Raw genomic sequence first — 24,589 nt, forward strand, 5'->3', positions numbered from 1 at the left:
TTTTCGCTAAATTACTGTTTGAATATTAAAGTTTTATTGAAGTATTTTTATTTAAAACGTTTTTATTTTGAAAAAATGAAAGAGCTTAGATATATTAATCTTTATTTTTTAAAGTATAAATACCATTTTTTTGGAGGAATTTTAATAACAATAATTGCTCAGTTTTTTTCCTTGTATACTCCTGAGTTAATAGGGGATTCTATTACTGAAATAGAGCAATATTTTAGGTATAATAAATCTAGTTCAACTGAAATAAGATATAATCTTAAAAATTATATCATTCTCATTTTAGGAGCTACTTTATTTGCTGGTTTTTTGACTTTTTTAATGCGTCAAACTTTAATTGTCATGTCACGTCATGTAGAATATGATATAAAAAATGAGGTATTTAAAAAATATGAAATTCTTAGTCAAAGTTTTTATGTAGAAAATAGAACAGGTGATTTGATGAATCGTATTACAGAAGATATAGCACGGGTAAGAATGTATGTTGGACCAGCGGTTATGTATACAATTAATACAATAATTAGATTTGCCATTATTATTTTTTATATGATAAAAATATCAAAAATACTAACAATAGTCGTATTATTACCATTGCCATTATTAGCTTACGCTATTTTTAAAATAAGTTCAGAAATTAATAGAAAAAGTACTGATTTTCAACAAAATTTATCTAAACTTACCAGTTTTGTGCAAGAGTATTTTTCAGGAATTAGAGTTGTTAAATCTTATCATATTCAGTTTTTTAAAGAATTAGAACTTAATGAACTCTCAAAACTTAACTATAAAAAAAGTATTGATTTGGCTAAAACACAAGCTTTTTTTGCTCCTTTAATGTTGTTATTAATAGGTTTAAGTAATTTATTAGTAATTTCCGTTGGGGGTTATATGTATATACAAGGTTCTTTGTTAAATCTTGGTGTTATAGCTAAGTTTATACTTTATATTAACATGTTAATTTGGCCAGTAACTTCTATAGGTTGGGTTTCCTCTTTAGTGCAAGAGGCAGAAGCTTCTCAGAAAAGAATTAATGAGTTTTTAAAAATTGTGCCAGAAATAAAAGATGAATTAGAGGAGTCTAAACCTTTTGATTCAATTAATACTATAGAATTTAAAAATGTAAATTTTTATTACCCTGATAATAAAGAATTAGTATTGAGAGATATATCCTTTAATATAAAAAAAGGTGAAAGAGTAGTAATAATAGGTTCTACAGGTTCTGGTAAAACAAGTCTTTTATCACTTATTCCTAGATTATATGATGTATTGGAAGGAACTGTTTTTATAAATGGAGTAGATGTAAAAGAAATTCAATTGCAGAAATTAAGGAAATCTATAAGCATGGTACCTCAAGAAGCTTTTTTGTTTTCAGATACAATTTTTAATAATATTTGTTTTGGTAAAGAAAATGCAACTTTGGAAGATGTAATAAAAGTAGCAAAAAAAGCTGTTATTCATGACAATATAGAAGGATTTAAAGAAGGATATCAAACCTTGTTAGGCGAAAGAGGGATTAGTCTTTCAGGAGGACAAAAACAACGTGTGTCTATAGCTCGTGCTTTAATAAAAGATGATAATGTATTATTGTTAGATGATAGTTTGTCAGCTGTAGATACAGAAACAGAAGAACAGATTTTAAGTAATTTAGAGAAGTATTCTGGTAATCAAATGGTTGTCATGGTGACTCATCGTATTTCATCAGCTAAAAGTGCAGATAAAATAATAGTTTTACAAGAAGGGAGAATTATTCAGCAAGGAACTCATAATCAGTTAGTAAATCAAGAAGGATATTATAAAAAGTTATATTTAAAACAATTAACTGAAAAAGATTTTGAATAAATATTTGGCTGTAAATATTTTTTTTTACAAATTTGGGCATCACAACACAAAATAATTTTGATAGAATGAGAATGAACGAAAACGAAATGTTAGAAAAAGAAGAAATTTTTTCTAAAGTATTACGTGCAGGACGAAGAACTTATTTCTTTGATGTGCGTTCCACAAAGGCAGATGACTACTACATCACAATTACGGAAAGTAAAAAATTCACGGAGGATGATGGGTCTTTTCATTTTAAAAAGCATAAAATCTATTTATATAAAGAAGATTTTGCTGCATTTAAAGACATTTTAGATGAAATGACATCTTATGTTTTAGATCAAAAAGGCGAAGAAGTAATTTCTGAACGTCATCAAAAAGATTTTAAAAAGGAATATCAAAGAGAAGGAGAAAGTTTAAGAAGTTCTTTTACGGATATTGATTTCGATGATATTTAATTAAATTTAAAGTAATTTTATTTTAGAAGGGTTGATTTTTTAAATTAGCCCTTTTTTTATATTACAGGGTTTGAAATTATTAGTTTGTTAATTTTGAAGAATATAGTTTTTTAGATTTAGGATTTTTTTAAAAAAGCTATTTATTTTTAAAAAGATACCCATTACTTTTATAATGGGTATTTTATGTAATTTTTATATACAATAAGACTATTGAAGTTTTAAGATACATTTTCAACATTAGCTTCAGCTAAAGTTTTGTAAGTACCATTGCTTAATTTTTCGCGAATTGCTTCAAAAGCAGCTAATGTTTCGTCTATATCTGCAATAGTGTGAGATGCAGTAGGGATCATGCGTAATAGTATAATTCCTTTAGGAATAACAGGGTATACTACGATAGATAAAAAGATGTTGTAGTTTTCTCGTAAGTCATTAACCATTACCATAGCTTCTGGTATAGAACCTTCTAAGTATACTGGGGTAACACAAGTGTTAGTGTCGCCAATGTTAAATCCTCTTGATTTTAAACCATTTTGTAGATAATTTACGTTTTCCCAAAGTTTATTTTTCAACTCAGGCATTGTGCGTAGCATTTCTAAACGTTTTAAAGCTCCTACGGTAAATATCATAGGTAGAGACTTGGCAAACATTTGCGAACGTAAGTTGTATTTTAAATAGTCAATAATATCTTTGTCTCCTGCTACAAAAGCACCTATACTAGCCATTGATTTAGCAAAAGTAGAAAAATATATATCTATACCGTCTTGACAACCTTGCTCTTCGCCAGCTCCAGCACCTGTTTTTCCTAAAGTACCAAAACCATGTGCATCGTCTACTAACAAACGGAAATTGTATTTTTCTTTTAGAGCAACAATTTCTTTTAGTTTGCCTTGTTGTCCGCGCATTCCAAAGACACCTTCGGTAATTACTAAAATACCTCCTCCTAATTCGTTTGCCATTTTAGTCGCTCGTTGTAGATTTTTTTCAAGGCTTTCTACATCGTTGTGTTTATAAGTAAAGCGTTTACCCATGTGTAAGCGAACACCGTCAATGATACAGCCATGTGAATCTACATCGTATACAATAACATCATTTTTAGTTACTAAAGCATCAATAGTAGAAACCATACCTTGGTATCCAAAGTTCAATAAATAAGCAGCTTCTTTATCTACAAACGATGCTAGTTCGTCTTGTAGTTGTTCGTGTAAGGTTGTATGTCCACTCATCATACGAGCTCCCATTGGATAGGCAGCTCCATATTGTTGAGAAGCTTCAGCATCAATTTTTCTAATTTCAGGATGATTAGCTAAACCTAAATAATCATTGATAGACCAATTTAAAATTTCTTTACCATGAAACTTCATGCGAGGGCCTAGTTCGCCTTCAAGTTTAGGAAATACATAGTAACCTTCAGCTTGCGATGCCCATTTTCCTAATGGACCTTTATTGTTTTGAATTCTTTCGAATAAGTCTTTTACCATCTTATTATTGGATTAAAAAATCATCGCAAAAATATGAATTAATACGGATTAAATTAAAAAATGGAGCAACAATAAATAAAAAAAGTCATACTCTGAACAGTATGACTTTTCTTGATAATTTTAAACGATCAATGTAATTCTCCAAAAACAAATAACGAGATAAAGCGTATTGTTTTACTAAAAATAAGAAGTGTTAAGAAGAAAACTACTCAATTAAATAATACGAAATATTTTTTAGTAAATCTTTACTCGCCTAGATCATTTAAAAATAAAAAAATGTTTATTTGACTAAGCAATGCTGCGCAAATTTAGGCAACAATTATTTAATGGTATTACGGGTTTTCCGTACATTTTGTTAAATGTTTTTATTGTTGTTTTGAATAGCTGATTTCAAGAAAAAAAAGCCATACAATTTGTATGGCTATTTCTTTAAATTTTTAAACGATAATTGTATATCTCCCAAAAACAAAATAAAGATAAAGTTTTGGTACTAGTATAACCAATAATTTTCGTTTATAAAATTATTGAAAAAATACCAAAATGCGGATCGTAAGTTTACTTTATCAAAAAAAACGTTTAAAAATTTAGTTTGTTTACTTGATTAAGAACGTATTACAAATGTAAAGTACTCTTATTAAAAAATATTACGGTTTTACCATATATTTTGTTAAACTTTATTTGGTTTTTAAAGAAGTTTTTAGCCTCTTTTAGCTACTTAATATAGGAGTATGATGGATTATATCTTTAAAAATATAATGACCATTTTATAAGAGAGGCTGTAATTATTAAAGAAGAATATTGTATTCTCTTAAATAGGAGATAGTATAAAAAACTTTTTAATTTTTATTAATTGTATTGTGAATAAAAAGATTATTGGGATGGAATTGTTTTAAAAAAAAGCTACCTTAAAATAATTATTAGGTAGCCTTTTGTGTTTTTTTAAAAACAGAACTATTTTCTATTTATTACTTTTTCAACAGCTTCTACAATAGAAGGAGCATTTAATTTATATTTATCCATTAATTGTTCAGGTGTTCCTGATTCTCCAAAAGAATCTTTAACTGCTACAAATTCTTGTGGAGCGGGAGTATTTAATGCTAAGACTCTGGCTACACTTTCTCCTAATCCACCTAAGATATTATGTTCTTCTGCTGTTACTACACAACCTGTTTTTGATACTGATTTTAAAATAGCTTCTTCGTCTAACGGTTTTATAGTGTGGATGTTAATAACTTCAGCAGAAATACCTTTTGCTTCAAGTGTTTCGGCAGCTTGTAAAGCTTCCCATACTAAATGACCCGTGGCTAAAATTGTTACATCTGTTCCTTCATTAAGATGCAACGCTTTTCCGATTACAAAAGGTTCGTCAGTAGATGTGAAGTTAGGAACTACAGGACGACCAAAGCGTAAGTATGCAGGACCATGATGATCCGCTAGTGCAATAGTAGCAGCTTTTGTTTGGTTATAGTCACAAGTGTTAATTACGGTCATACCGGGTAACATTTTCATTAAGCCAATGTCTTCAAGTATTTGGTGAGTAGCTCCGTCTTCACCTAGTGTTAAACCAGCGTGCGATGCACAAATTTTTACATTTTTATCAGAATAAGCAACGGATTGACGAATTTGATCATAAACACGACCTGTAGAGAAATTAGCGAATGTACCTGTAAATGGAATTTTCCCTCCAATTGTTAAACCAGCTGCAATTCCAATCATATTAGCTTCTGCAATACCAATTTGAAAGAAACGCTCAGGATGATTTTTTTGAAATCGTCAAATTTTAATGAGCCTATCAAATCTGCGCAAAGCGCTACTACGTTTTCGTTTTTTTGACCTAATTCAGTCATACCTGCTCCAAAACCAGAGCGTGTATCTTTACTTCCTTGATTTGTATATTTTTTCATTTTTTTAATAGCTATAGGTAATATACTTTTATCAGTATACTTGAGTTTGTATGCTGATTTAGTTTATTGTATTTTAATAATCTCCTAAAGTTTCTGCGTTTTGAGCCAATCCATTAGCTAATTGTTCATCGTTAGGAGCTTTACCATGCCAAGCATGAGTGTGCATCATGAAATCGACACCATTACCCATTATAGTATGTAATAATACGCAAATCGGTTTGCCATTTCCAGTACGCTTTTTGGCTTCGTTCATTCCTGTTAATATGGCATCAATATTATTTCCTTCTTTTATTTCAATAACCTCCCAGTCGAAAGCTTCAAATTTAGCTTTTAAGTTACCTAATGAAAGAACATCATCTGTAGATCCATCAATTTGTTGACCATTGTAATCAACTGTAGCTATTAAATTGTCTACTTTTTTAGCAGAAGCATACATAATAGCCTCCCAGTTTTGTCCTTCTTGTAATTCACCATCACCGCATAACAAATAAACAAGATGGTTGTCTTTATTCAACTTTTTAGCTTGAGCAGCACCTATAGCTACTGATAACCCTTGTCCTAATGAACCTGATGCCATACGTACCCCAGGTAAACCTTCGTGAGTTGTAGGGTGTCCTTGTAAACGTGAATTTAATTTTCTAAAAGTAGCTAATTCAGAAATAGGAAAGTAACCACTTCTAGCTAATACACTGTAAAAAACAGGGGAAATATGCCCATTAGACAAGAAAAATAAATCTTCCCCAATTCCGTCCATGTCAAATCCAGATTTGCGGTTCATTAGATTTTGGTATAATACAGTTAAAAATTCAGCGCATCCTAATGATCCACCAGGATGTCCTGAACTTACAGCATGTACCATGCGAAGAATGTCTCTTCTTACTTGTGTTGTAAAATCATTTAGTTGTTGAATGTCAGACATTTTTTAATAGGTTTTTGTGAATCGGTGTCAAAATTACTTCATATTTTTACGAAAGACAAATCTTGCATCAATACTTTTTTAGTTAAAGATTTTAAAAATCTAAAATTCCTAATTTAAAATCTAAATCCAATAGGTTATCTTTGCGCTTTAAAATTTTGGAAGAAAAGTTATTATGAAGTTCGAATTATTACATACAGATCCACAAACACAAGCAAGAGCAGGTAAAGTAATTACTGATCATGGAGTTATTGAAACGCCTATTTTTATGCCTGTAGGGACTGTTGCTTCTGTAAAAGGAGTACATCAACGTGAATTAAAGAATGATATTAATCCAGATATTATTCTTGGTAATACATATCATTTATATTTACGTCCACAAACAAAAATTTTAGAACAAGCAGGAGGATTACATAAGTTTATGAATTGGGATCGTAATATTCTTACTGATTCAGGAGGTTATCAAGTGTATTCGCTTTCTTCTAATCGAAAGATAAAAGAAGAAGGGGTCAAGTTTAAATCACATATAGATGGATCTTATCATTTCTTTTCACCAGAAAGTGTTATGGAAATTCAGCGTTCTATAGGAGCTGATATTATCATGGCATTTGATGAATGTACCCCTTATCCTTGTGATTACCGTTATGCTAAACGTAGTATGCACATGACACATCGTTGGTTAGATAGATGTGTAGAGCACTTGAAGAAAGTGCCAACTATGTATGGTTATGAGCAAACTTTATTTCCAATTGTTCAAGGAAGTACATATAAAGATTTAAGAGCCCAGTCAGCAGAATACATTGCAAATGTAGGAGCGGAAGGAAATGCTATAGGCGGGTTGTCAGTAGGAGAACCAGCAGAAGAAATGTATGCAATGACTGAAGTGGTTACTGCTATTTTACCCAAAGAAAAACCAAGATATTTGATGGGAGTAGGAACTCCTATTAATATTCTAGAAAATATAGCTTTAGGGATTGACATGTTTGACTGTGTAATGCCTACTCGTAATGCTAGAAACGGTATGTTGTTTACTGCTAATGGAGTCATTAATATAAAAAATAGAAAATGGGCAGATGATTTCTCACCAATTGATGAAATGGGACATACATTTGTTGATACAGAATATACTAAAGCCTATTTAAGACATTTATTTGCTGCTGATGAATATCTTGGAAAACAAATTGCAACCATTCATAATTTAGGTTTCTATATGTGGCTAGTTCGAGAAGCAAGAAGACATATTTTAGCGGGCGATTTCCGTGAATGGAAAGAAAAAATGGTTAAACAAATGGCGCAAAGATTATAATGTTCTCAAATCTATTATCAAAACTATCATTAATTGATCGTTATATATTGAAAAGATACTTAGCTACCTTTTCAGCTATGCTTTTGTTATTCATTCCAATAGGTATTACGATTGATATATCTGAAAAAATTAATAAAATATTAGAAAATAAAGTACCCTTTGCTAAAGTTGCAGTTTATTATTTAGATTTTATCATTTATTTTGCAAACTTACTTTTTCCAATATTTTTATTTTTATCCATTATTTGGTTTACTTCAAAATTAGCAAATAATACAGAAATTGTAGCTATTTTGAGTTCAGGGATATCATTTCAACGATTTTTACGTCCCTATTTAATAGGAGCAACCATAGTTTGTCTATTTGCTTTAATTATGGGATTCTTCTTAGTACCAAAATCTAGTGAAGGCTTTAGAAGCTTTCGTTATATGTATCTTATAGGAGGGGGAAGAGAAGAAATGCGTCAAACGAGTGATGTTTTTAGACAGATTAGTAAAAATGAATATGTATACGCTTCTAATTTAAATGTAGAAGGTAAAACGGCCTATACATTTGTATATGAACGATTTGATAAGGATAAATTAGTTGAGAAAATTACAGCAACCTCAATTACCTATAACCCTAAAACCAAAGATTATACTTTATCTAATTATACCAAAAGAATAGTTGGTGAGCTAGGTGATAAAATAGAGTCAGATATAAGTAAGGACTGTAAATTTAATTTTGAAATTGAAGATTTAACACCAGTTGTATACATCGCTGAGACTTTAATGCCTAACGAATTAGATGAGTTTATAGAAAAAGAAAAGCAAAGAGGATCCTCTAATATAAATGCTTATTTAGTTGTTAAGTATAAAAAGTATAGCGTGCCTGTTTCTGCTTTTGTATTAACTATAATTGCAGTGGCTGTTTCTTCTATGAAACGTCGTGGAGGAATGGGAGTCAACTTAGCAATAGGAATAGCTGTGGCCTTTTCCTATATTTTCTTGGATAAAATATTCGGAACAATGGCAGAAAAATCTTCTTTTCCAGCATTTATAGCAGTTTGGTTGCCAAATGTGGTATTTGGGGTTTTAGCTTATTATTTATTAAAGAATGCTAAAAGATAAAACATTTACCAGTTATTTACATCTCCATTTCATTGTTTTTGTTTGGGGGTTTACAGCAATTTTAGGAGCTTTAATAACATTAGAAGCATTACCATTAGTTTGGTTTAGAATGAGTATAGCATCTATCTTTATTCTAATATATGTATTCTTCGCAAAGATTAGTTTGAAAATTAGTTTTCAATCATTCATTCGATATCTTCTAGCAGGATTGGTCATTGCACTGCATTGGTATACCTTTTTTGAAGCTATTAAAGTTGCTAATATATCCATAACACTAGCCTGCTTGTCAACAGGTGCTTTTTTTACTTCAATATTAGAACCCATATTTTTTAAGCGTAAAATAATTTTATATGAAGTAGTTTTAGGGTTAATGGTTATTATTGGATTGTATTTCATTTTTAAAGTAGAAATGATATACCTTCAAGGAATATTATTAGCATTAACTTCTGCTTTTTTATCCGCTTCTTTTTCCATTATTAATGGAAAATTAGCGAAAAATGATTCTTCTACTATTATTTCTTTTTATGAGTTGTTAGGAGGAGTTCTATTTTTTTCAGTTTTCTTATTATGTAGTGGAAGTTTTAATTATTCGTTTTTTAAAATATCAATGAATGATTTATTATGGATGGCTATTCTGAGCTCAGTATGTACGGCTTACGCATTTATCGCTTCCGTTCAAGTTATGAAATATTTAAGTCCTTACACCGTGATGCTTACTATTAATTTAGAACCTATATATGGTATAATTTTAGCCTTATGGGTTTTTGGAGATAAAGAAAAGATGAATAGTCAGTTTTATTTAGGAGCTTTTATTATACTAACAACTGTAATATTGAATGGAATTTTGAAAAATAAGAGTAAAATAAAAAGATAAATAGTTGTTTTTTAAATAGTTGTTTTAAAGAGGACTACTTTAGGTTAAATATTTCTTTAAAACTCCATCTAAAATTTTATCTTTGTTCACTCAACTAGAAATATAAAATCTTATGGAATATTTAGATTTTGAATTGCCTATTAAAGAGCTTGAAGAGCAAATTGAAAAATGCCAGCTTATAGGAGAAGATACAAAAGTAGATGTATCAGCTACATGTGAGCAATTAGCACAAAAGTTAGAAGAGACAAAAAAAAATTTATATGAAAATTTAACAGCATGGCAACGTGTTCAAATGTCTCGTCATCCTAACCGTCCTTATACTTTAGAACACATTGAAAATTTGACAGGAGGTGTATTCCTAGAATTATTTGGAGATCGTGGAGTAAAAGATGATAAAGCCATGGTGGGAGGATTAGGTAAAATAAATGGTCAGTCTTTTATGATTATCGGTCAGCAAAAAGGAATTAATACAAAAATGCGTCAATTGCGTAATTTTGGTATGGCAAATCCAGAAGGTTACCGAAAAGCATTGCGTTTAATGCGTATGGCTGAAAAATTTAATATTCCAGTTTTAACATTAGTTGATACTCCAGGTGCTTATCCAGGTTTAGAAGCAGAAGAAAGAGGACAAGGAGAAGCTATTGCTCGAAATATTTTAGAAATGATTCGTCTAAAAGTACCAATTATTACAGTAATCATTGGTGAAGGAGCTTCAGGAGGAGCATTAGGTATAGGAGTTGGTAACAAAGTATATATGATGGAAAATACTTGGTATTCTGTAATTTCACCTGAATCCTGTTCTTCTATTTTATGGAGAAGTTGGGAACATAAAGAAAAAGCAGCAGAAGCACTTAAGTTAACCGCTAAAGATATGAAAGAACACGGATTAATTGATGAAATTATTCCAGAACCACTTGGTGGAGCACATCGTGATAAACCTACTGCTTTTAAAAATGTAAAAGAATACGTATTAAAAGCATTTGGAGAATTAAAAGACCTATCAACAGAAGAGCTAGTTGCTCAACGAATGGATAAGTATAGTAAAATGGGGCATTATCAAGAATAATATTAGATTGTAATAGATTTAAAATCCGAGGCCCATGGTTTCGGATTTTTTTGTGTTATTAACAAAATGAAATAGTTGTTAACATTAGTTTTCAACACTTTAGGGATTGTTTTTTCTTCTCTTTTACGAGATTTCAAACTAACTTCGCACTATGGAAAATTTTAAAAATGTCAACCCAGTTAAAGTAGATAAAACGGCTATAATAAACCTTGAAAAAGGAAAGTTGCCACCACAAGCAATTGATTTGGAAGAAGCTGTTTTAGGAGCCATGATGATTGATAAAAAGGAGTTGATGAAGTTATTGACATCCTACAGCCAGACGCATTTTATAAAGATGCTCATAAATACATTTTTGATGCTATCGTTACACTTTTTAACGATTCGCAACCAATTGACTTATTAACCGTTTCCGCTCAGCTAAAAAAAATGGGTAAGTTAGAAGTGGCAGGAGGAGATTATTATTTAATTCAACTTACTCAAAAAATATCATCTTCAGCACATATCGAATTTCACTCACGTATTATTCTTCAAAAATATATACAGAGAAGTTTGATTAAAATATCCTCTGAAATTATTGAAGAAGCTTATGATGAAACTACAGACGTATTTGAATTATTAGATAGTTCAGAAGCTAAATTTTACGAAGTAACACAAGGTAATATTAAAAGAAGTTCTGAAACAGCACAAAGTTTAGTAATTCAAGCCAAAAAACGTATTGAGCAAATTGCAGGAAAAGAAGGATTAAGTGGAATACCAACTGGTTTTCATGCACTAGATAAAGTTACTTCAGGATGGCAGCCTTCTGATTTGATCATTATTGCAGCTCGTCCCGGTATGGGAAAAACAGCATTTGTCTTATCTATGGCACGAAATATGGCAATTCAATTCAATAGTGGTGTTGCTGTATTTTCTTTAGAGATGTCATCAGTTCAGTTAATTACCCGTTTAATCTCTTCCGAAACAGGATTGTCATCAGAAAAATTACGTACAGGTAAATTAGAAAAACACGAATGGGAGCAATTATCAGTAAAAGTTAGAGACTTAGAAAAAGCACCTCTTTTTATTGATGATACACCATCATTATCAATCTTTGATTTAAGAGCTAAAGCACGAAGATTAAAATCACAATATGATATTAAAATCATAGTAATTGATTACCTTCAGTTAATGACAGCAGGAGGAAATGCAAAAGGAGGAGGAGGAAATCGTGAGCAAGAAATTTCAACAATTTCCCGAAATTTAAAAGCATTAGCAAAAGAATTAGATGTACCTGTTATAGCCCTATCTCAGTTATCACGTGCAGTAGAAACACGTGGTTCTAGTAAAAGACCATTATTGTCTGATTTACGTGAATCTGGAGCAATTGAGCAGGATGCAGATATTGTATCATTCATTTATCGTCCTGAATATTATAAAATAGAAGAATGGGATGATGATGAACGTTCTCCAACTCAAGGTCAAGGAGAGTTTATTATTGCTAAACACCGTAATGGTAGTTTAGAAAATATACGTCTAAAATTCTTAGGACATCTCGGTAAGTTTGATAATTTAGATGAATTTGGGAGTGATTTTGATGATCTACCTTCAAAAATGAACTTAGAAGACTCTAATCCATTTGTTACGCCTAATCTGCCTTCTCCTAATGAGGCATTTGGTAGTACAATGAATAATTTTGATGATGATAGTGATGTCCCTTTTTAATTAAAAGATGCTATTTTATTAGTATATTTGGTAATAATAGATATAACTAAGTTCAATGAAAGGTTTTTTGTTATTTATAATTGTAATTTTTAATATTTCCGTAAGAGCAAATTCTATTTTGCTTCCTATGGATGAAACAACTCAAAAAAATCACTTAAAAGCTTATGGTTTAGCTTACTGGGTATTAGATAAAGGTTACAAAGGAAGTTGGCTCCTTAATTATAGAGGAGGTTCTTTTTTACTTCCAGATATGCAAGAAATTAGAAAAGAATGTCAAATAAGAGGAGTCAGTTTTGAAATTATTTCAGATAATGAAACACAACAAATCTTAACAGATATTGCTTCACCATCTCAAAATATGGAAGCAGTAACACTAGAAAAAGCACCTAAAATTGCGGTATATTCACCTCCAGGAAAGCAGCCTTGGGATGATGCGGTAACTATGGTATTAACGTATGCAGAAATTCCTTTTAAAGTAGTTTATGATCAAGAAGTATTAAGTGATCAATTACTACTTTATGATTGGCTTCATCTACATCACGAAGACTTCACAGGACAATATGGAAAATTTTATGGCTCATATAAAAATATGCCTTGGTATATCGAGCAAAAAAAAGATTCTGAAAATTTAGCAACCAAACTTGGTTTTGAAAAAGTATCAAACGAAAAATTAGCCGTTGCTAAAAAAATTCGTGATTTCGTTATTGGAGGAGGCTTTATGTTTGCAATGTGTTCTGCAACTGATAGTTTTGATATAGCACTTTCTGCAGAAGGAATTGATATTTGTGAAACAATGTTTGATGGAGATCCAACTGAATCAAATTATCAAAATAAAATTGATTATTCAAAAACATTTGCATTTAAAGACTTTCTTCTCGAAAGAAGACCTGAAAAGTACGAGTTTTCAAATATTGATACAACCGAAAAACACCAAGCAACAGTCCCTTTTGACAAAGATTATTTTACCTTATCTGAATACTCAGCAAAATGGGATGTCATTCCTAGTATGCTTTGTCAAAATCATACAGCATTAGTAAAAGGATTTATGGGACAAACCACAGCATTTGATAAAGAATTAATTAAATCAAATGTACTAGTAATGGGTGAATGTCAAATAAATGGAGAAGCCCGTTATATACACGCACAAAGAGGAAAAGGATTTTTTACTTTTTATGGAGGTCATGACCCAGAAGATTATCAACATAGAGTAGGAGACGAACCAACCGATTTAAATTTACATCCTAATTCACCAGGTTTTCGATTAATTTTAAATAATATACTTTTTCCAGCTGCTAAAAAAAAGCATCAAAAAACTTAATCTAAAATCTTTAGTATCTAATGATTTTAATAATACAAAACAAGGATATTATATCTCTATTATAAAAAGCGCCATGCTAAAATTCTAGTAGTTTTGTTTCCTTGTTTCATAGGAATGATTTCAAAAGTAGCATTTAATTTTTTTAAAATATTTTCAAAAATTTTTAAATTTTCTTTTTAGATACTAAAGAACTAAACCACTTTACTTGTGACTTGAAATGAACACTTTCATATATCATATTAGTGATAAAAGATTTTTCACCACCTTCATACCAAAGCTCATTATTCTGACCACCAAAATTTAGAACAGGTTTACCTTTTACATTTTGACCTAAATTTTGTAATTTTCGAATTGTACCTTTACTAGCTTCCTCTCTTGAGTTATGAAAAGGAGGATTACAAATAGTACAATCAAATTTTTCACCAGGTAAAATGCTATTTTTTAAAATGTTTCTTTTATTTTCCTGAAAACGTAAACTAATTGCTTTATTTAATTCATTTTCTTCTATTATTTTCTCAGCATTTAATTTTGCAGGTTTATCAGTTTCAGTGCCTACAAAAGTCCAGCCATATATTTTATGTCCTAAAATAGGGTAGATACAGTTAGCTCCTGTACCAATGTCTAATATTTTAATCCCATTTCCTGTTGGTAGAGTACCATTAATCCCTTTAGCTAGTAAGTCAGCAATATAATGTATATAATCGGCCCTGCCTGGTATAGGTGGACATAAGTTAGTTTTAGGTAGTTCGTAAAAATTAATTTCATAATAATACTTTAACATAGCTTTATTTAAATTTCTAACAGCATCAGGATTAGAAAAATCAATACTTTCATTACCAAATTTATTTCTGTATAAATATTTTTTTAATTCAGGAAGACAATTGGCTAGTAATTCAAAATTATAACTTTGATTGTGTTTATTTCTCGGATGTAAACCTTTATCTGTATTAGTTGTTTTCATTATTGTAAAAAGAAGAAAATTTATAAATAAAAATCCCAATCAATTTGATTGGGATTTTTTTAAGTAAGTTAAATATTATTGTTAAACGTTATTATTTTACTTTGTTAAGAATAGCTTTGAAAGCTTCTGGGTGATTCATTGCTAAATCAGCTAAAACTTTACGATTTAACTCAATATTATTAGCTTTTAATTTACCCATGAATTGAGAATAAGACATTCCTTCTAAACGAGCACCAGCATTGATACGCATAATCCATAAAGAACGGAAATTTCTTTTCTTTTGCTTTCTATCGCGGTAAGCATATAGCATTGCTTTTTCAACCGCATTCTTAGCAACTGTCCAAACGTTTTTTCTTCTGCCAAAGAAACCTTTGGCTTGCTTCATTATCTTTTTTCTTCTTGCTCTCTTAGCAACTGAATTTACTGATCTAGGCATAATTTTACTTTTTTTGAAGTAAGGCGGCTTCTTAATTTTAGCACTTCTGATAGAACATTAGAGCTCTTTTGCCCACCCCAGGGTTATTAAATGGTTTTAACCTGAATTACAAAAACAAATAGTTAACAATAATTCGTAAATAGTTTTCAGACTAATTACTAATTATTTCATCACTAATTGTTTTAATTAGATAATTCTTAATTGTTCTTTAACACTCTTCACGTCTGATTGATGAACCAATGCAGAGTGAGTTAACGCTAATTTACGTTTTTTAGACTTTTTAGTCAAAATGTGACTTTTAAAAGCGTGTTTTCTTTTAATTTTTCCAGAGCCAGTAACTTTAAAACGTTTCTTAGCACTAGATTTAGTTTTCATTTTAGGCATAATTTCCCAAATTTATTTAATTTAACTTACTTTTTGTCATTACGAGCTTGCTAAGCACCCAAGGTGAGGCCGAACGGAGCGAAGCTAATCTCTACTTTTTGTAATTTGTTGGTGTTCCAACTAAATTATTATTTCTTTTTCTTAGGAGTAATAAACATAATCATACGTTTACCTTCTAAAACAGGCATAGCTTCAACTTTACCTACTTCTTCAAGATCTTGAGCTAATCTTAATAATAAAATTTGACCTTGCTCTTTGTAAATAATCGAACGACCTTTGAAAAATACAAAAGCTTTTAATTTTGCTCCGTCTTTTAGAAACTTTTCTGCATTTTTCTTTTTAAACTCATAGTCATGCTCGTCGGTTTGAGGACCAAAACGAATTTCTTTTAGAATGATCTGAGTCGATTTAGCTTTTAATTCTTTTTCACGTCTCTTCTGTTCGTATAAGAACTTTTTATAGTCCATTATTTTACAAACAGGAGGCTCTGCATTTGGAGAAATTTCAACCAAATCAAGTTCTAATTCATCCGCTAGACGCAAAGCTTCAGAAGTTTTTACTACTCTTGGCTCTACATTGTCTCCTACTAAACGAATCTCTGGAACACGAATATATTGATTAATTCTGTGTTCATCCTTTTTTTCTACGCGAGGTTGATTACCTCTGTTGTTCCTGATTGCGATAACTTTTAATTTTTTAGTTAAACTTCAAATGTTTTTAAAGATTTACTTACCTCTTCATTTACTAAAGAAGCAAAATCTTCTATTTTTAAGGTTATATTTCCTTTTCCTTCTTGACCATGACGACGTACAGAAACAGTTCCATTTTTTTCCTCTTCTTCTCCTACTATCAACATGAATGGGAACTTCTTAACCTCCGCTTCACGAATTTTTTTACCAATAGTCTCGTTTCGGTTGTCAATTAGGGCGCGAATTTCGTGATTTTCTAGCAAATCTGAAACTTTTTTCGCATAATTTTCATATTTTTCACTCAAAGATAGGATTATAGCCTGTTCAGGCATTAACCAAAGAGGGAAATTTCCTCCAGTATGTTCTAATAAAATTGCTATAAAACGTTCCATAGATCCAAATGGAGCTCGGTGTATCATTACAGGTCTATGTAATTCATTGTCAGAGCCTTTATAGGTCAAATCAAAACGCTCAGGTAAGTTGTAATCTACCTGAATAGTTCCTAATTGCCAGCTTCTTCCTAAAGCGTCCTTAACCATAAAGTCAAGTTTTGGTCCGTAAAAAGCTGCCTCGCCGTACTCTACAACTGTATTTAAGCCTTTTTCTTTTGCCGCATTGATAATAGCACTTTCTGCTTTTTCCCAGTTTTCGTCAGTACCAATGTATTTTTCTGGTTTTTCTGGATCTCTTAATGAAATTTGAGCAGTAAAATTTTCAAATCCTAACGAACCAAATACATATAAAACTAAATCAATAACGTTTTTGAACTCTTGATCTAATTGATCGGGTGTACAGAATAAGTGTGCATCATCCTGAGTAAATCCTCTAACACGTGTCAAACCATGTAATTCACCTGATTGTTCATAACGATATACTGTTCCGAACTCTGCATAACGCTTGGGTAAATCTTTGTAAGACCAAGGCTTTGCATTGTAAATCTCGCAGTGGTGTGGACAGTTCATCGGTTTTAATAAAAACTCTTCACCTTCCGCTGGAGTGTTTATCGGTTGAAAACTATCTGCGCCGTATTTAGCATAGTGTCCAGAAGTTACATATAATTCTTTTTGACCAATATGTGGAGAAACTACTTGTTCGTAACCTGCTTTCTTCTGTGCTTTTTTCAAAAACTGTTCTAAGCGGTCGCGTAAAGCCGCTCCTTTTGGTAGCCATAAAGGTAAGCCCTGACCCACACGTTGTGAAAAATGGAATAATTCTAATTCTTTTCCTAGTTTTCTGTGGTCACGACGTTTAGCTTCTTCTAATAAAGTTAAATAATCGGTTAAGTCTTTTTGTTTAGGGAATGAAATTCCGTACACACGAGTCAATTGCTTGTTTTTTTCGTCACCTCTCCAGTAAGCACCAGCTACCGATAATATTTTCATGGCTTTAATGATACCTGTGTTAGGAATGTGGCCACCACGACATAAATCAGTAAAAGTAGCATGATCACAAAAAGTGATAGTACCATCTTCAAGGTTTTCAATCAATTCAGTCTTGAACTCATTATCTTTGTATAGTGCTAAAGCCTCTGCTTTAGTTACACTACGCATTTTGAATTCGTGTTTCTCTTTCGATATTTCTAATACACGGTCTTCAATCTTTTTGAAATCAGCATCAGTGATTTTACGATCGCCAAAATCAACATCATAATAAAACCCTTTTTCAATAGCGGGACCAATAGTTAATTTGATTCCAGGATAAAGCTCCTCTAAAGCTTGAGCCATAACGTGTGAAGTCGAATGCCAAAAAGCTTTTTTTCCTTCTAGATTGTCCCAAGTAAATAAGGTTAAGTTACCGTCGGTAGTCAATTCGGTAACGGTTTCAACGGTCGTTCCGTTAAAGCTTGCCGAAATAACATTGCGTGCCAAACCTTCACTAATCGATTTAGCCACGTCCATAGGAGTCACGCCACTTGCGTACTCTCTAACCGAACCATCTGGTAAAGTAATCTTAATCATTATTATTTATTTAAGAACGCAAATATATAAGTTTAAAAAAAGACATACAATATATATAGGGGTAAAAATATAAGTTCTTTTGATTTTGTTTTGAGGAGATTATTTAGAGTGTCTGTTCTTTTATTGAGTTTTATTGAGTTTTGTTGATTTTTATGGCGTCCCCTGCGCAAGTTTCGGTCGGGCTGTCCGCTATATCTGCCCGGCTGGCTAAGCAAGCTTTCTTAAAAATAGAAGATTTTCTTTAGCTAGCTATCAGGATGCCGCTACCATCCCTGACGCAGCACCCGTTAGTAATATGGTTGTCGGTTTTATCATACACTATAATATATAGGAGTTTTTCTTGCTAGTAACCTTTGGGTTATATTTAGTTCCTTAATTCTTCAATCTTTCAATCTTTATAATCTTTATAATCTTTATAATCTTTATAATCTTTATAATCTTTATAATCTTTATAATCTTTATAATCTTTATAATCTTTATAATCTTTATAATCTTTATAATCTTTTTGTAAAACACTGATTTTTAGTGATTAATAAAAAACTTCAAAAAAGTAGCCTCAAAACCTTGCAAGAAACAAAAAAAAGATAGTATCTTTGCACCCGCAATAGCGAAGTTCTTTAAGTTAATGTTAAGATGTTTTTCGAAGCTTACTTCAAAAAAAGTTTTCAAAAAACACTTGCAAATTTAAAAAGAAATTTTACCTTTGCACCCGCTAAGACGATAAGTCAAAAGCGACAAAAAGTAAAGAAAAAGTTCATAGACATATTGGATTGACAGCACGTTTTAATAGAGATATTAAGACAAACAAAATTTAAGAGAGTAAGAAAACTAGCGACTTTGTCAAAAAACTAGAGCGTAAGCTCAAAAAAATACGATGAAGAGTTTGATCCTGGCTCAGGATGAACGCTAGCGGCAGGCTTAACACATGCAAGTCGAGGGGTAGAAGGAGCTTGCTCCTTTGAGACCCGGCGCACGGGTGCGTAACGCGTATGCAATCTACCTTGTACAGGGGGATAGCCCAGAGAAATTTGGATTAATACCCCATGGTATTTTTAAATGGCATCATTTAATTATTAAAGTTCCAACGGTACAAGATGAGCATGCGTCCCATTAGCTAGTTGGTGTGGTAACGGCATACCAAGGCGACGATGGGTAGGGGTCCTGAGAGGGAGATCCCCCACACTGGTACTGAGACACGGACCAGACTCCTACGGGAGGCAGCAGTGAGGAATATTGGTCAATGGGCGCAAGCCTGAACCAGCCATGCCGCGTGCAGGATGACGGTCCTATGGATTGTAAACTGCTTTTGTACAGGAAGAAACACTCCCTTGTGAGGGAGCTTGACGGTACTGTAAGAATAAGGATCGGCTAACTCCGTGCCAGCAGCCGCGGTAATACGGAGGATCCAAGCGTTATCCGGAATCATTGGGTTTAAAGGGTCCGTAGGCGGTTTTATAAGTCAGTGGTGAAATCTGGTCGCTCAACGATCAAACGGCCATTGATACTGTAGAACTTGAATTACTTGGAAGTAACTAGAATATGTAGTGTAGCGGTGAAATGCTTAGAGATTACATGGAATACCCATTGCGAAGGCAGGTTACTACGAGTTAATTGACGCTGATGGACGAAAGCGTGGGGAGCGAACAGGATTAGATACCCTGGTAGTCCACGCCGTAAACGATGGATACTAGCTGTTTGGAGCAATCTGAGTGGCTAAGCGAAAGTGATAAGTATCCCACCTGGGGAGTACGCTCGCAAGAGTGAAACTCAAAGGAATTGACGGGGGCCCGCACAAGCGGAGGAGCATGTGGTTTAATTCGATGATACGCGAGGAACCTTACCAAGGCTTAAATGGGAGACGACAGATTTAGAAATAGATCCTTCTTCGGACGTCTTTCAAGGTGCTGCATGGTTGTCGTCAGCTCGTGCCGTGAGGTGTCAGGTTAAGTCCTATAACGAGCGCAACCCCTGTTGTTAGTTGCCATCGAGTCAAGTCGGGAACTCTAACAAGACTGCCGGTGCAAACCGTGAGGAAGGTGGGGATGACGTCAAATCATCACGGCCCTTACGCCTTGGGCTACACACGTGCTACAATGGACGGTACAGAGAGCAGCCACCACGCAAGTGGGCGCGAATCTATAAAACCGTTCTCAGTTCGGATCGGAGTCTGCAACTCGACTCCGTGAAGCTGGATTCGCTAGTAATCGCAGATCAGCCATGCTGCGGTGAATACGTTCCCGGGCCTTGTACACACCGCCCGTCAAGCCATGGAAGCTGGGGGTACCTGAAGTCGGTGACCGCAAGGAGCTGCCTAGGGTAAAACTGGTAACTAGGGCTAAGTCGTAACAAGGTAGCCGTACCGGAAGGTGCGGCTGGAACACCTCCTTTCTAGAGACATAAAAAAGACCTAGGGTCTTACTCTCGCTGTTAGTTCAAAAAAAAAGACTTAAAATACAGAGTCTCGTAGCTCAGCTGGTTAGAGTACTACACTGATAATGTAGGGGTCGGCAGTTCGAGTCTGCCCGGGACTACTTTTTAACAAGTATTTTAAGAGAAAAGGAAATTTTAGAAGTTGAGTCCTTGAATTTTGAAATTTGAGATTTAAATTTTGAAATTAAAAACGGGGGATTAGCTCAGCTGGCTAGAGCGCCTGCCTTGCACGCAGGAGGTCATCGGTTCGACTCCGATATTCTCCACGAAAAAAATGATAATTATCAATTGATAATTGTTAATTGATTAAAGTTCATTGACATATTGAGATAAACATACAAACAAGTAGAAAGAACACAAAAAAATGTGAATTTTAAATTGTGAATTATGAATTGATTCATCATTTATAAATTAACATTTATAATTAAAAAAGAAACAATAAGCAAAATAAGGGCGTATGGGGGATGCCTAGGCTCTCAGAGGCGAAGAAGGACGTGATAAGCTGCGAAAAGCTGCGGGGATTGGCACATACGAATAGATCCGCAGATATCCCAATGGGGCAACCCACTATGTTGAAGACATAGTATCCGATAGGAGGCGAACCCGCTGAACTGAAACATCTAAGTAGGCGGAGGAGAAGAAAACAAAAGTGATTGCGTGAGTAGTGGCGAGCGAAAGCGCATTAGCCCAAACCAATGTTGTTACGGCAATATTGGGGTTGTAGGACCACAATATTTCTTGTAAACTGAATTAGAATAACCTGGAAAGGTTAACCAAAGAGGGTGATAGTCCCGTATAAGTAAGGGATATAAAGAATAGTGGTATCCTGAGTAGGGCGGGGCACGTGAAACCCTGTCTGAATCTGGCGGGACCATCCGCTAAGGCTAAATACTCCTGAGAGACCGATAGTGAACCAGTACTGTGAAGGAAAGGTGAAAAGAACCGTGAATAACGGAGTGAAATAGAACCTGAAACCATACGCTTACAAGCGGTCGGAGCATCATTAAGATGTGACGGCGTGCCTTTTGCATAATGAGCCTACGAGTTAACGTTGCTGGCAAGGTTAAGCACTTCAGGTGCGGATCCGTAGCGAAAGCGAGTCTGAATAGGGCGCTTTAGTCAGTAGTGTTAGACGCGAAACCGTGTGATCTACCCATGGACAGGATGAAGCTGTGGTAACACATAGTGGAGGTCCGAACCCGTTGACGTTGAAAAGTCTTGGGATGATCTGTGGGTAGGGGTGAAAGGCCAATCAAACTCGGAAATAGCTCGTACTCCCCGAAATGCATTTAGGTGCAGCGCTGTGGTCTAGTTATATAGAGGTAGAGCTACTGATTGGATGCGGGGGGCTTCACCGCCTACCAATTCCTGACAAACTCCGAATGCTATATAATATACACAGCAGTGAGGGCTTGGGTGCTAAGGTCCAAGTCCGAGAGGGAAAGAACCCAGACCATCAGCTAAGGTCCCCAAATGTATGCTAAGTTGAACAAACGCGGTTTGATTGCATCGACAGCTAGGATGTTGGCTTGGAAGCAGCCATTCATTTAAAGAGTGCGTAACAGCTCACTAGTCGAGCGATCGAGCATGGATAATAATCGGGCATAAGCATACTACCGAAGCTATGGACAGAATATACTGTGGTAGGGGAGCATTCTAACATCGTAGAAGGTTTTTCGTGAGGGATGCTGGAGAGGTTAGAAAAGAAAATGTAGGCATAAGTAACGATAATGGGTGCGAGAAACACCCACACCGAAAAACTAAGGTTTCCGCAGCTATGCTAATCAGCTGCGGGTTAGTCGGGTCCTAAGGCAAAGCCGAAAGGCGCAGTCGATGGCCAACGGGTTAATATTCCCGTACTACTTATAATTGTGATGGAGTGACGCAGTGATGAAAGTACCGCGAACTGACGGAATAGTTCGTTAAAGTACGTAACTATAAGACCTATAGGCAAATCCGTAGGTTTTGGTGAAATACGATAGTACTCGGAATCTTCGGATGATGGGATAGAGTACCTAAGGGCTGCCAAGAAAACCTTCTAAACTTAGATTATAAGTACCCGTACCGTAAACCGACACAGGTAGTTGAGGAGAGAATCCTAAGGTGCTCGAGAGATTCATGGCTAAGGAATTAGGCAAAATAGACCTGTAACTTCGGGAGAAAGGTCGCCAGCGCAAGCTGGCCGCAGTGAAGAGGTCCAGGCGACTGTTTATCAAAAACACAGGGCTCTGCAAAATCGTAAGATGACGTATAGGGCCTGACACCTGCCCGGTGCTGGAAGGTTAAGAGGAGATGTTATGAGCAATCAGAAGCATTGAATTGAAGCCCCAGTAAACGGCGGCCGTAACTATAACGGTCCTAAGGTAGCGAAATTCCTTGTCGGGTAAGTTCCGACCTGCACGAATGGTGTAACGATCTGGACACTGTCTCAGCCATGAGCTCGGTGAAATTGTAGTATCGGTGAAGATGCCGATTACCCGCAGTGGGACGAAAAGACCCTGTGCACCTTTACTATAGCTTAGTATTGACCTTGGATAAGTGATGTGTAGGATAGGTGGGAGACTGTGAAATGGCGTCGCTAGGCGTTGTGGAGTCATTGTTGAAATACCACCCTTTGCTTATCTGAGGCCTAACTCTCAAAAGAGAGGACATTGCTTGGTGGGTAGTTTGACTGGGGTGGTCGCCTCCAAAAGAGTAACGGAGGCTTCTAAAGGTTCCCTCAGCACGCTTGGTAACCGTGCGTAGAGTGCAATGGCAAAAGGGAGCTTGACTGAGAGACATACAGGTCGATCAGGTACGAAAGTAGAGCATAGTGATCCGGTGGTTCCGCATGGAAGGGCCATCGCTCAAAGGATAAAAGGTACGCCGGGGATAACAGGCTGATCTCCCCCAAGAGCTCACATCGACGGGGGGTTTGGCACCTCGATGTCGGCTCGTCACATCCTGGGGCTGGAGAAGGTCCCAAGGGTTGGGCTGTTCGCCCATTAAAGTGGCACGCGAGCTGGGTTCAGAACGTCGTGAGACAGTTCGGTCTCTATCTACTGTGGGCGTTAGAAATTTGAGTGGATCTGACTCTAGTACGAGAGGACCGAGTTGGACTAACCGCTGGTGTATCTGTTGTTCCGCCAGGAGCATCGCAGAGTAGCTACGTTGGGAAGGGATAAGCGCTGAAAGCATATAAGCGCGAAACCCACCACAAGATGAGATTTCTTTTAAGGGTCGTGGAAGATCACCACGTTGATAGGCTATAGGTGTAAAGGCAGTAATGTCATAGCCGAGTAGTACTAATAACCCGTAAGCTTATTGTAAGCCTCCCCCTTGCCCTGTAAAGGAGGGGGAAGCAGATTCTTTCTTTAAATGAATATTTATCTCAATATGTTAAAATATTGCTAGCTATAAGCTACAGTGAAAAGTAACTAGTAAAAAGTGAAAAGTCAAAGACTTATCACTATGAGCTAATCATTTATCACTTACAACCTTAAGGTGGTTATTGCGGCGGGGCTCACCTCTTCCCATTTCGAACAGAGAAGTTAAGCCCGCCAGCGTCGATGGTACTGCAATTATGTGGGAGAGTAGATCGCTGCCTTTCTTTATTCTGATTAGTAATTAGAATTTACATAAAAATCCCCTGAAAAGCAGGGGATTTTTTATCCTCGCAAAATAGAAAAGTTCCTAATTAGATTGAAAACAAGCTTTTAAAAATTTTTGAAAAAAAAGTAAAAAAAGTCTTGTAAAAGCTAAAAGAAACACTATCTTTGCACCCGCTAAGACGCTAAGTCAAAC

The 24,589-nt window shown here is 34.5% G+C and carries 13 protein-coding genes, 2 tRNA genes, 3 rRNA genes and 3 pseudogenes; 13 read left to right on the plus strand and 8 right to left on the minus strand.

Going from position 1 to position 24,589, the window contains the following annotated elements; genetic code table 11:
• Positions 1-75: 75 nt before the first annotated feature.
• Positions 76-1,842: an ABC transporter ATP-binding protein gene (locus JJC03_RS11600; RefSeq protein ID WP_235873358.1), complete on the plus strand. Its 1,767-nt coding sequence runs from the start codon at positions 76-78 to the stop codon at positions 1,840-1,842.
• Between the two features lie 71 nt (positions 1,843-1,913).
• Positions 1,914-2,279 carry a PUR family DNA/RNA-binding protein gene (locus JJC03_RS11605; protein ID WP_165624145.1) on the plus strand — a complete coding sequence of 122 codons (366 nt, stop codon included), beginning with the start codon at positions 1,914-1,916 and terminating at the stop codon, positions 2,277-2,279.
• Between the two features lie 218 nt (positions 2,280-2,497).
• On the opposite strand, the gene capB is transcribed toward JJC03_RS11605, so the two are convergent.
• The 3 genes and pseudogenes from capB to JJC03_RS11620 all read right to left on the minus strand — a co-directional run bounded on the left by capB (position 2,498) and on the right by JJC03_RS11620 (position 6,580).
• Complete coding sequence (capB, locus tag JJC03_RS11610) at positions 2,498-3,757, minus strand: cysteate-C-fatty acyltransferase (protein ID WP_088398078.1); 1,260 nt, start codon at positions 3,755-3,757, stop codon at positions 2,498-2,500.
• 951 nt (positions 3,758-4,708) lie between these two features.
• Positions 4,709-5,661: pseudogene (locus JJC03_RS11615) on the minus strand (transketolase family protein).
• 73 nt (positions 5,662-5,734) lie between these two features.
• Entirely contained in the window at positions 5,735-6,580 is an 846-nt protein-coding gene (locus JJC03_RS11620; RefSeq protein ID WP_235873359.1) for a transketolase, read from the minus strand.
• Between the two features lie 172 nt (positions 6,581-6,752).
• Here JJC03_RS11620 and tgt point away from each other — a divergent pair, with 172 nt between their 5' ends.
• From tgt to JJC03_RS11650, 6 genes and pseudogenes are all read left to right on the plus strand, one after another.
• Complete coding sequence (gene tgt, locus JJC03_RS11625; protein ID WP_088398075.1) at positions 6,753-7,883, plus strand: tRNA guanosine(34) transglycosylase Tgt; 1,131 nt, start codon at positions 6,753-6,755, stop codon at positions 7,881-7,883.
• A complete protein-coding gene (locus JJC03_RS11630; protein WP_088398074.1) occupies positions 7,883-8,989 on the plus strand; it encodes an LptF/LptG family permease in 1,107 nt (368 codons plus the stop codon). Before tgt ends, JJC03_RS11630 begins: the two co-directional genes overlap by 1 nt.
• A complete protein-coding gene (locus tag JJC03_RS11635) occupies positions 8,976-9,863 on the plus strand; it encodes a DMT family transporter (protein WP_088398073.1) in 888 nt (295 codons plus the stop codon). The genes JJC03_RS11630 and JJC03_RS11635 overlap by 14 nt, the downstream gene beginning before the upstream one ends.
• Before the next feature lie 112 nt (positions 9,864-9,975).
• Positions 9,976-10,929, plus strand: a complete 954-nt coding sequence (locus JJC03_RS11640) for an acetyl-CoA carboxylase carboxyltransferase subunit alpha (RefSeq protein WP_088398072.1) — start codon at positions 9,976-9,978, stop codon at positions 10,927-10,929.
• Positions 10,930-11,080: 151 nt separating this feature from the next.
• Positions 11,081-12,630, plus strand: a pseudogene (gene dnaB / locus JJC03_RS11645) (replicative DNA helicase).
• Between the two features lie 55 nt (positions 12,631-12,685).
• Positions 12,686-13,948: an asparagine synthetase B gene (locus tag JJC03_RS11650; RefSeq protein WP_088398070.1), complete on the plus strand. Its 1,263-nt coding sequence runs from the start codon at positions 12,686-12,688 to the stop codon at positions 13,946-13,948.
• Between the two features lie 59 nt (positions 13,949-14,007).
• Here JJC03_RS11650 and rlmF read toward each other — a convergent pair.
• The 5 genes and pseudogenes from rlmF to thrS all read right to left on the minus strand — a co-directional run bounded on the left by rlmF (position 14,008) and on the right by thrS (position 18,376).
• Positions 14,008-14,909: pseudogene (rlmF, locus tag JJC03_RS11655) on the minus strand (23S rRNA (adenine(1618)-N(6))-methyltransferase RlmF).
• A gap of 91 nt (positions 14,910-15,000) precedes the next feature.
• Positions 15,001-15,345 (minus strand): 50S ribosomal protein L20, encoded by a 345-nt coding sequence (rplT, locus tag JJC03_RS11660; RefSeq protein WP_014164267.1) that lies wholly within the window; start codon positions 15,343-15,345, stop codon positions 15,001-15,003.
• 186 nt (positions 15,346-15,531) lie between these two features.
• Positions 15,532-15,729, minus strand: a complete 198-nt coding sequence (gene rpmI, locus JJC03_RS11665; protein ID WP_014164268.1) for a 50S ribosomal protein L35 — start codon at positions 15,727-15,729, stop codon at positions 15,532-15,534.
• A gap of 128 nt (positions 15,730-15,857) precedes the next feature.
• Positions 15,858-16,406, minus strand: coding sequence for a translation initiation factor IF-3 (gene infC / locus JJC03_RS11670; RefSeq protein ID WP_088398068.1), 549 nt, complete (start codon positions 16,404-16,406; stop codon positions 15,858-15,860).
• Positions 16,407-16,429: 23 nt separating this feature from the next.
• Entirely contained in the window at positions 16,430-18,376 is a 1,947-nt protein-coding gene (gene thrS / locus JJC03_RS11675) for a threonine--tRNA ligase (RefSeq protein ID WP_235873360.1), read from the minus strand.
• A gap of 871 nt (positions 18,377-19,247) precedes the next feature.
• Here thrS and JJC03_RS11680 point away from each other — a divergent pair.
• From JJC03_RS11680 to rrf, 5 genes are all read left to right on the plus strand, one after another.
• Positions 19,248-20,764, plus strand: a 16S ribosomal RNA gene (locus JJC03_RS11680).
• 69 nt (positions 20,765-20,833) lie between these two features.
• A tRNA-Ile gene (locus JJC03_RS11685) sits at positions 20,834-20,907 on the plus strand.
• Positions 20,908-20,998: 91 nt separating this feature from the next.
• Positions 20,999-21,072 (plus strand) — tRNA-Ala (locus tag JJC03_RS11690).
• A 170-nt stretch (positions 21,073-21,242) separates the two neighbouring features.
• Positions 21,243-24,114: ribosomal RNA gene (locus JJC03_RS11695) — 23S ribosomal RNA — on the plus strand.
• Positions 24,115-24,285: 171 nt separating this feature from the next.
• Positions 24,286-24,395 (plus strand): 5S ribosomal RNA (rrf, locus tag JJC03_RS11700).
• Together the 16S, 23S and 5S rRNA genes with 2 tRNA genes alongside form the textbook arrangement of a ribosomal RNA operon.
• Positions 24,396-24,589 lie beyond the last annotated feature (194 nt).

The sequence above is a fragment of the Flavobacterium oreochromis genome, from assembly GCF_019565455.1.
In the GTDB taxonomy this organism is placed as follows: domain Bacteria; phylum Bacteroidota; class Bacteroidia; order Flavobacteriales; family Flavobacteriaceae; genus Flavobacterium; species Flavobacterium oreochromis.

Coding starts and splice junctions, on each gene's coding strand:
- JJC03_RS11600 (WP_235873358.1), top strand. CDS start 76: ATGAAAGAGCTTAGATATATTAATCTTTATTTTTTAAAGTATAAATAC.
- JJC03_RS11605 (WP_165624145.1), top strand. CDS start 1,914: ATGAACGAAAACGAAATGTTAGAAAAAGAAGAAATTTTTTCTAAAGTA.
- capB (WP_088398078.1), bottom strand. CDS start 3,757: ATGGTAAAAGACTTATTCGAAAGAATTCAAAACAATAAAGGTCCATTA.
- JJC03_RS11620 (WP_235873359.1), bottom strand. CDS start 6,580: ATGTCTGACATTCAACAACTAAATGATTTTACAACACAAGTAAGAAGA.
- tgt (WP_088398075.1), top strand. CDS start 6,753: ATGAAGTTCGAATTATTACATACAGATCCACAAACACAAGCAAGAGCA.
- JJC03_RS11630 (WP_088398074.1), top strand. CDS start 7,883: ATGTTCTCAAATCTATTATCAAAACTATCATTAATTGATCGTTATATA.
- JJC03_RS11635 (WP_088398073.1), top strand. CDS start 8,976: ATGCTAAAAGATAAAACATTTACCAGTTATTTACATCTCCATTTCATT.
- JJC03_RS11640 (WP_088398072.1), top strand. CDS start 9,976: ATGGAATATTTAGATTTTGAATTGCCTATTAAAGAGCTTGAAGAGCAA.
- JJC03_RS11650 (WP_088398070.1), top strand. CDS start 12,686: ATGAAAGGTTTTTTGTTATTTATAATTGTAATTTTTAATATTTCCGTA.
- rplT (WP_014164267.1), bottom strand. CDS start 15,345: ATGCCTAGATCAGTAAATTCAGTTGCTAAGAGAGCAAGAAGAAAAAAG.
- rpmI (WP_014164268.1), bottom strand. CDS start 15,729: ATGCCTAAAATGAAAACTAAATCTAGTGCTAAGAAACGTTTTAAAGTT.
- thrS (WP_235873360.1), bottom strand. CDS start 18,376: ATGATTAAGATTACTTTACCAGATGGTTCGGTTAGAGAGTACGCAAGT.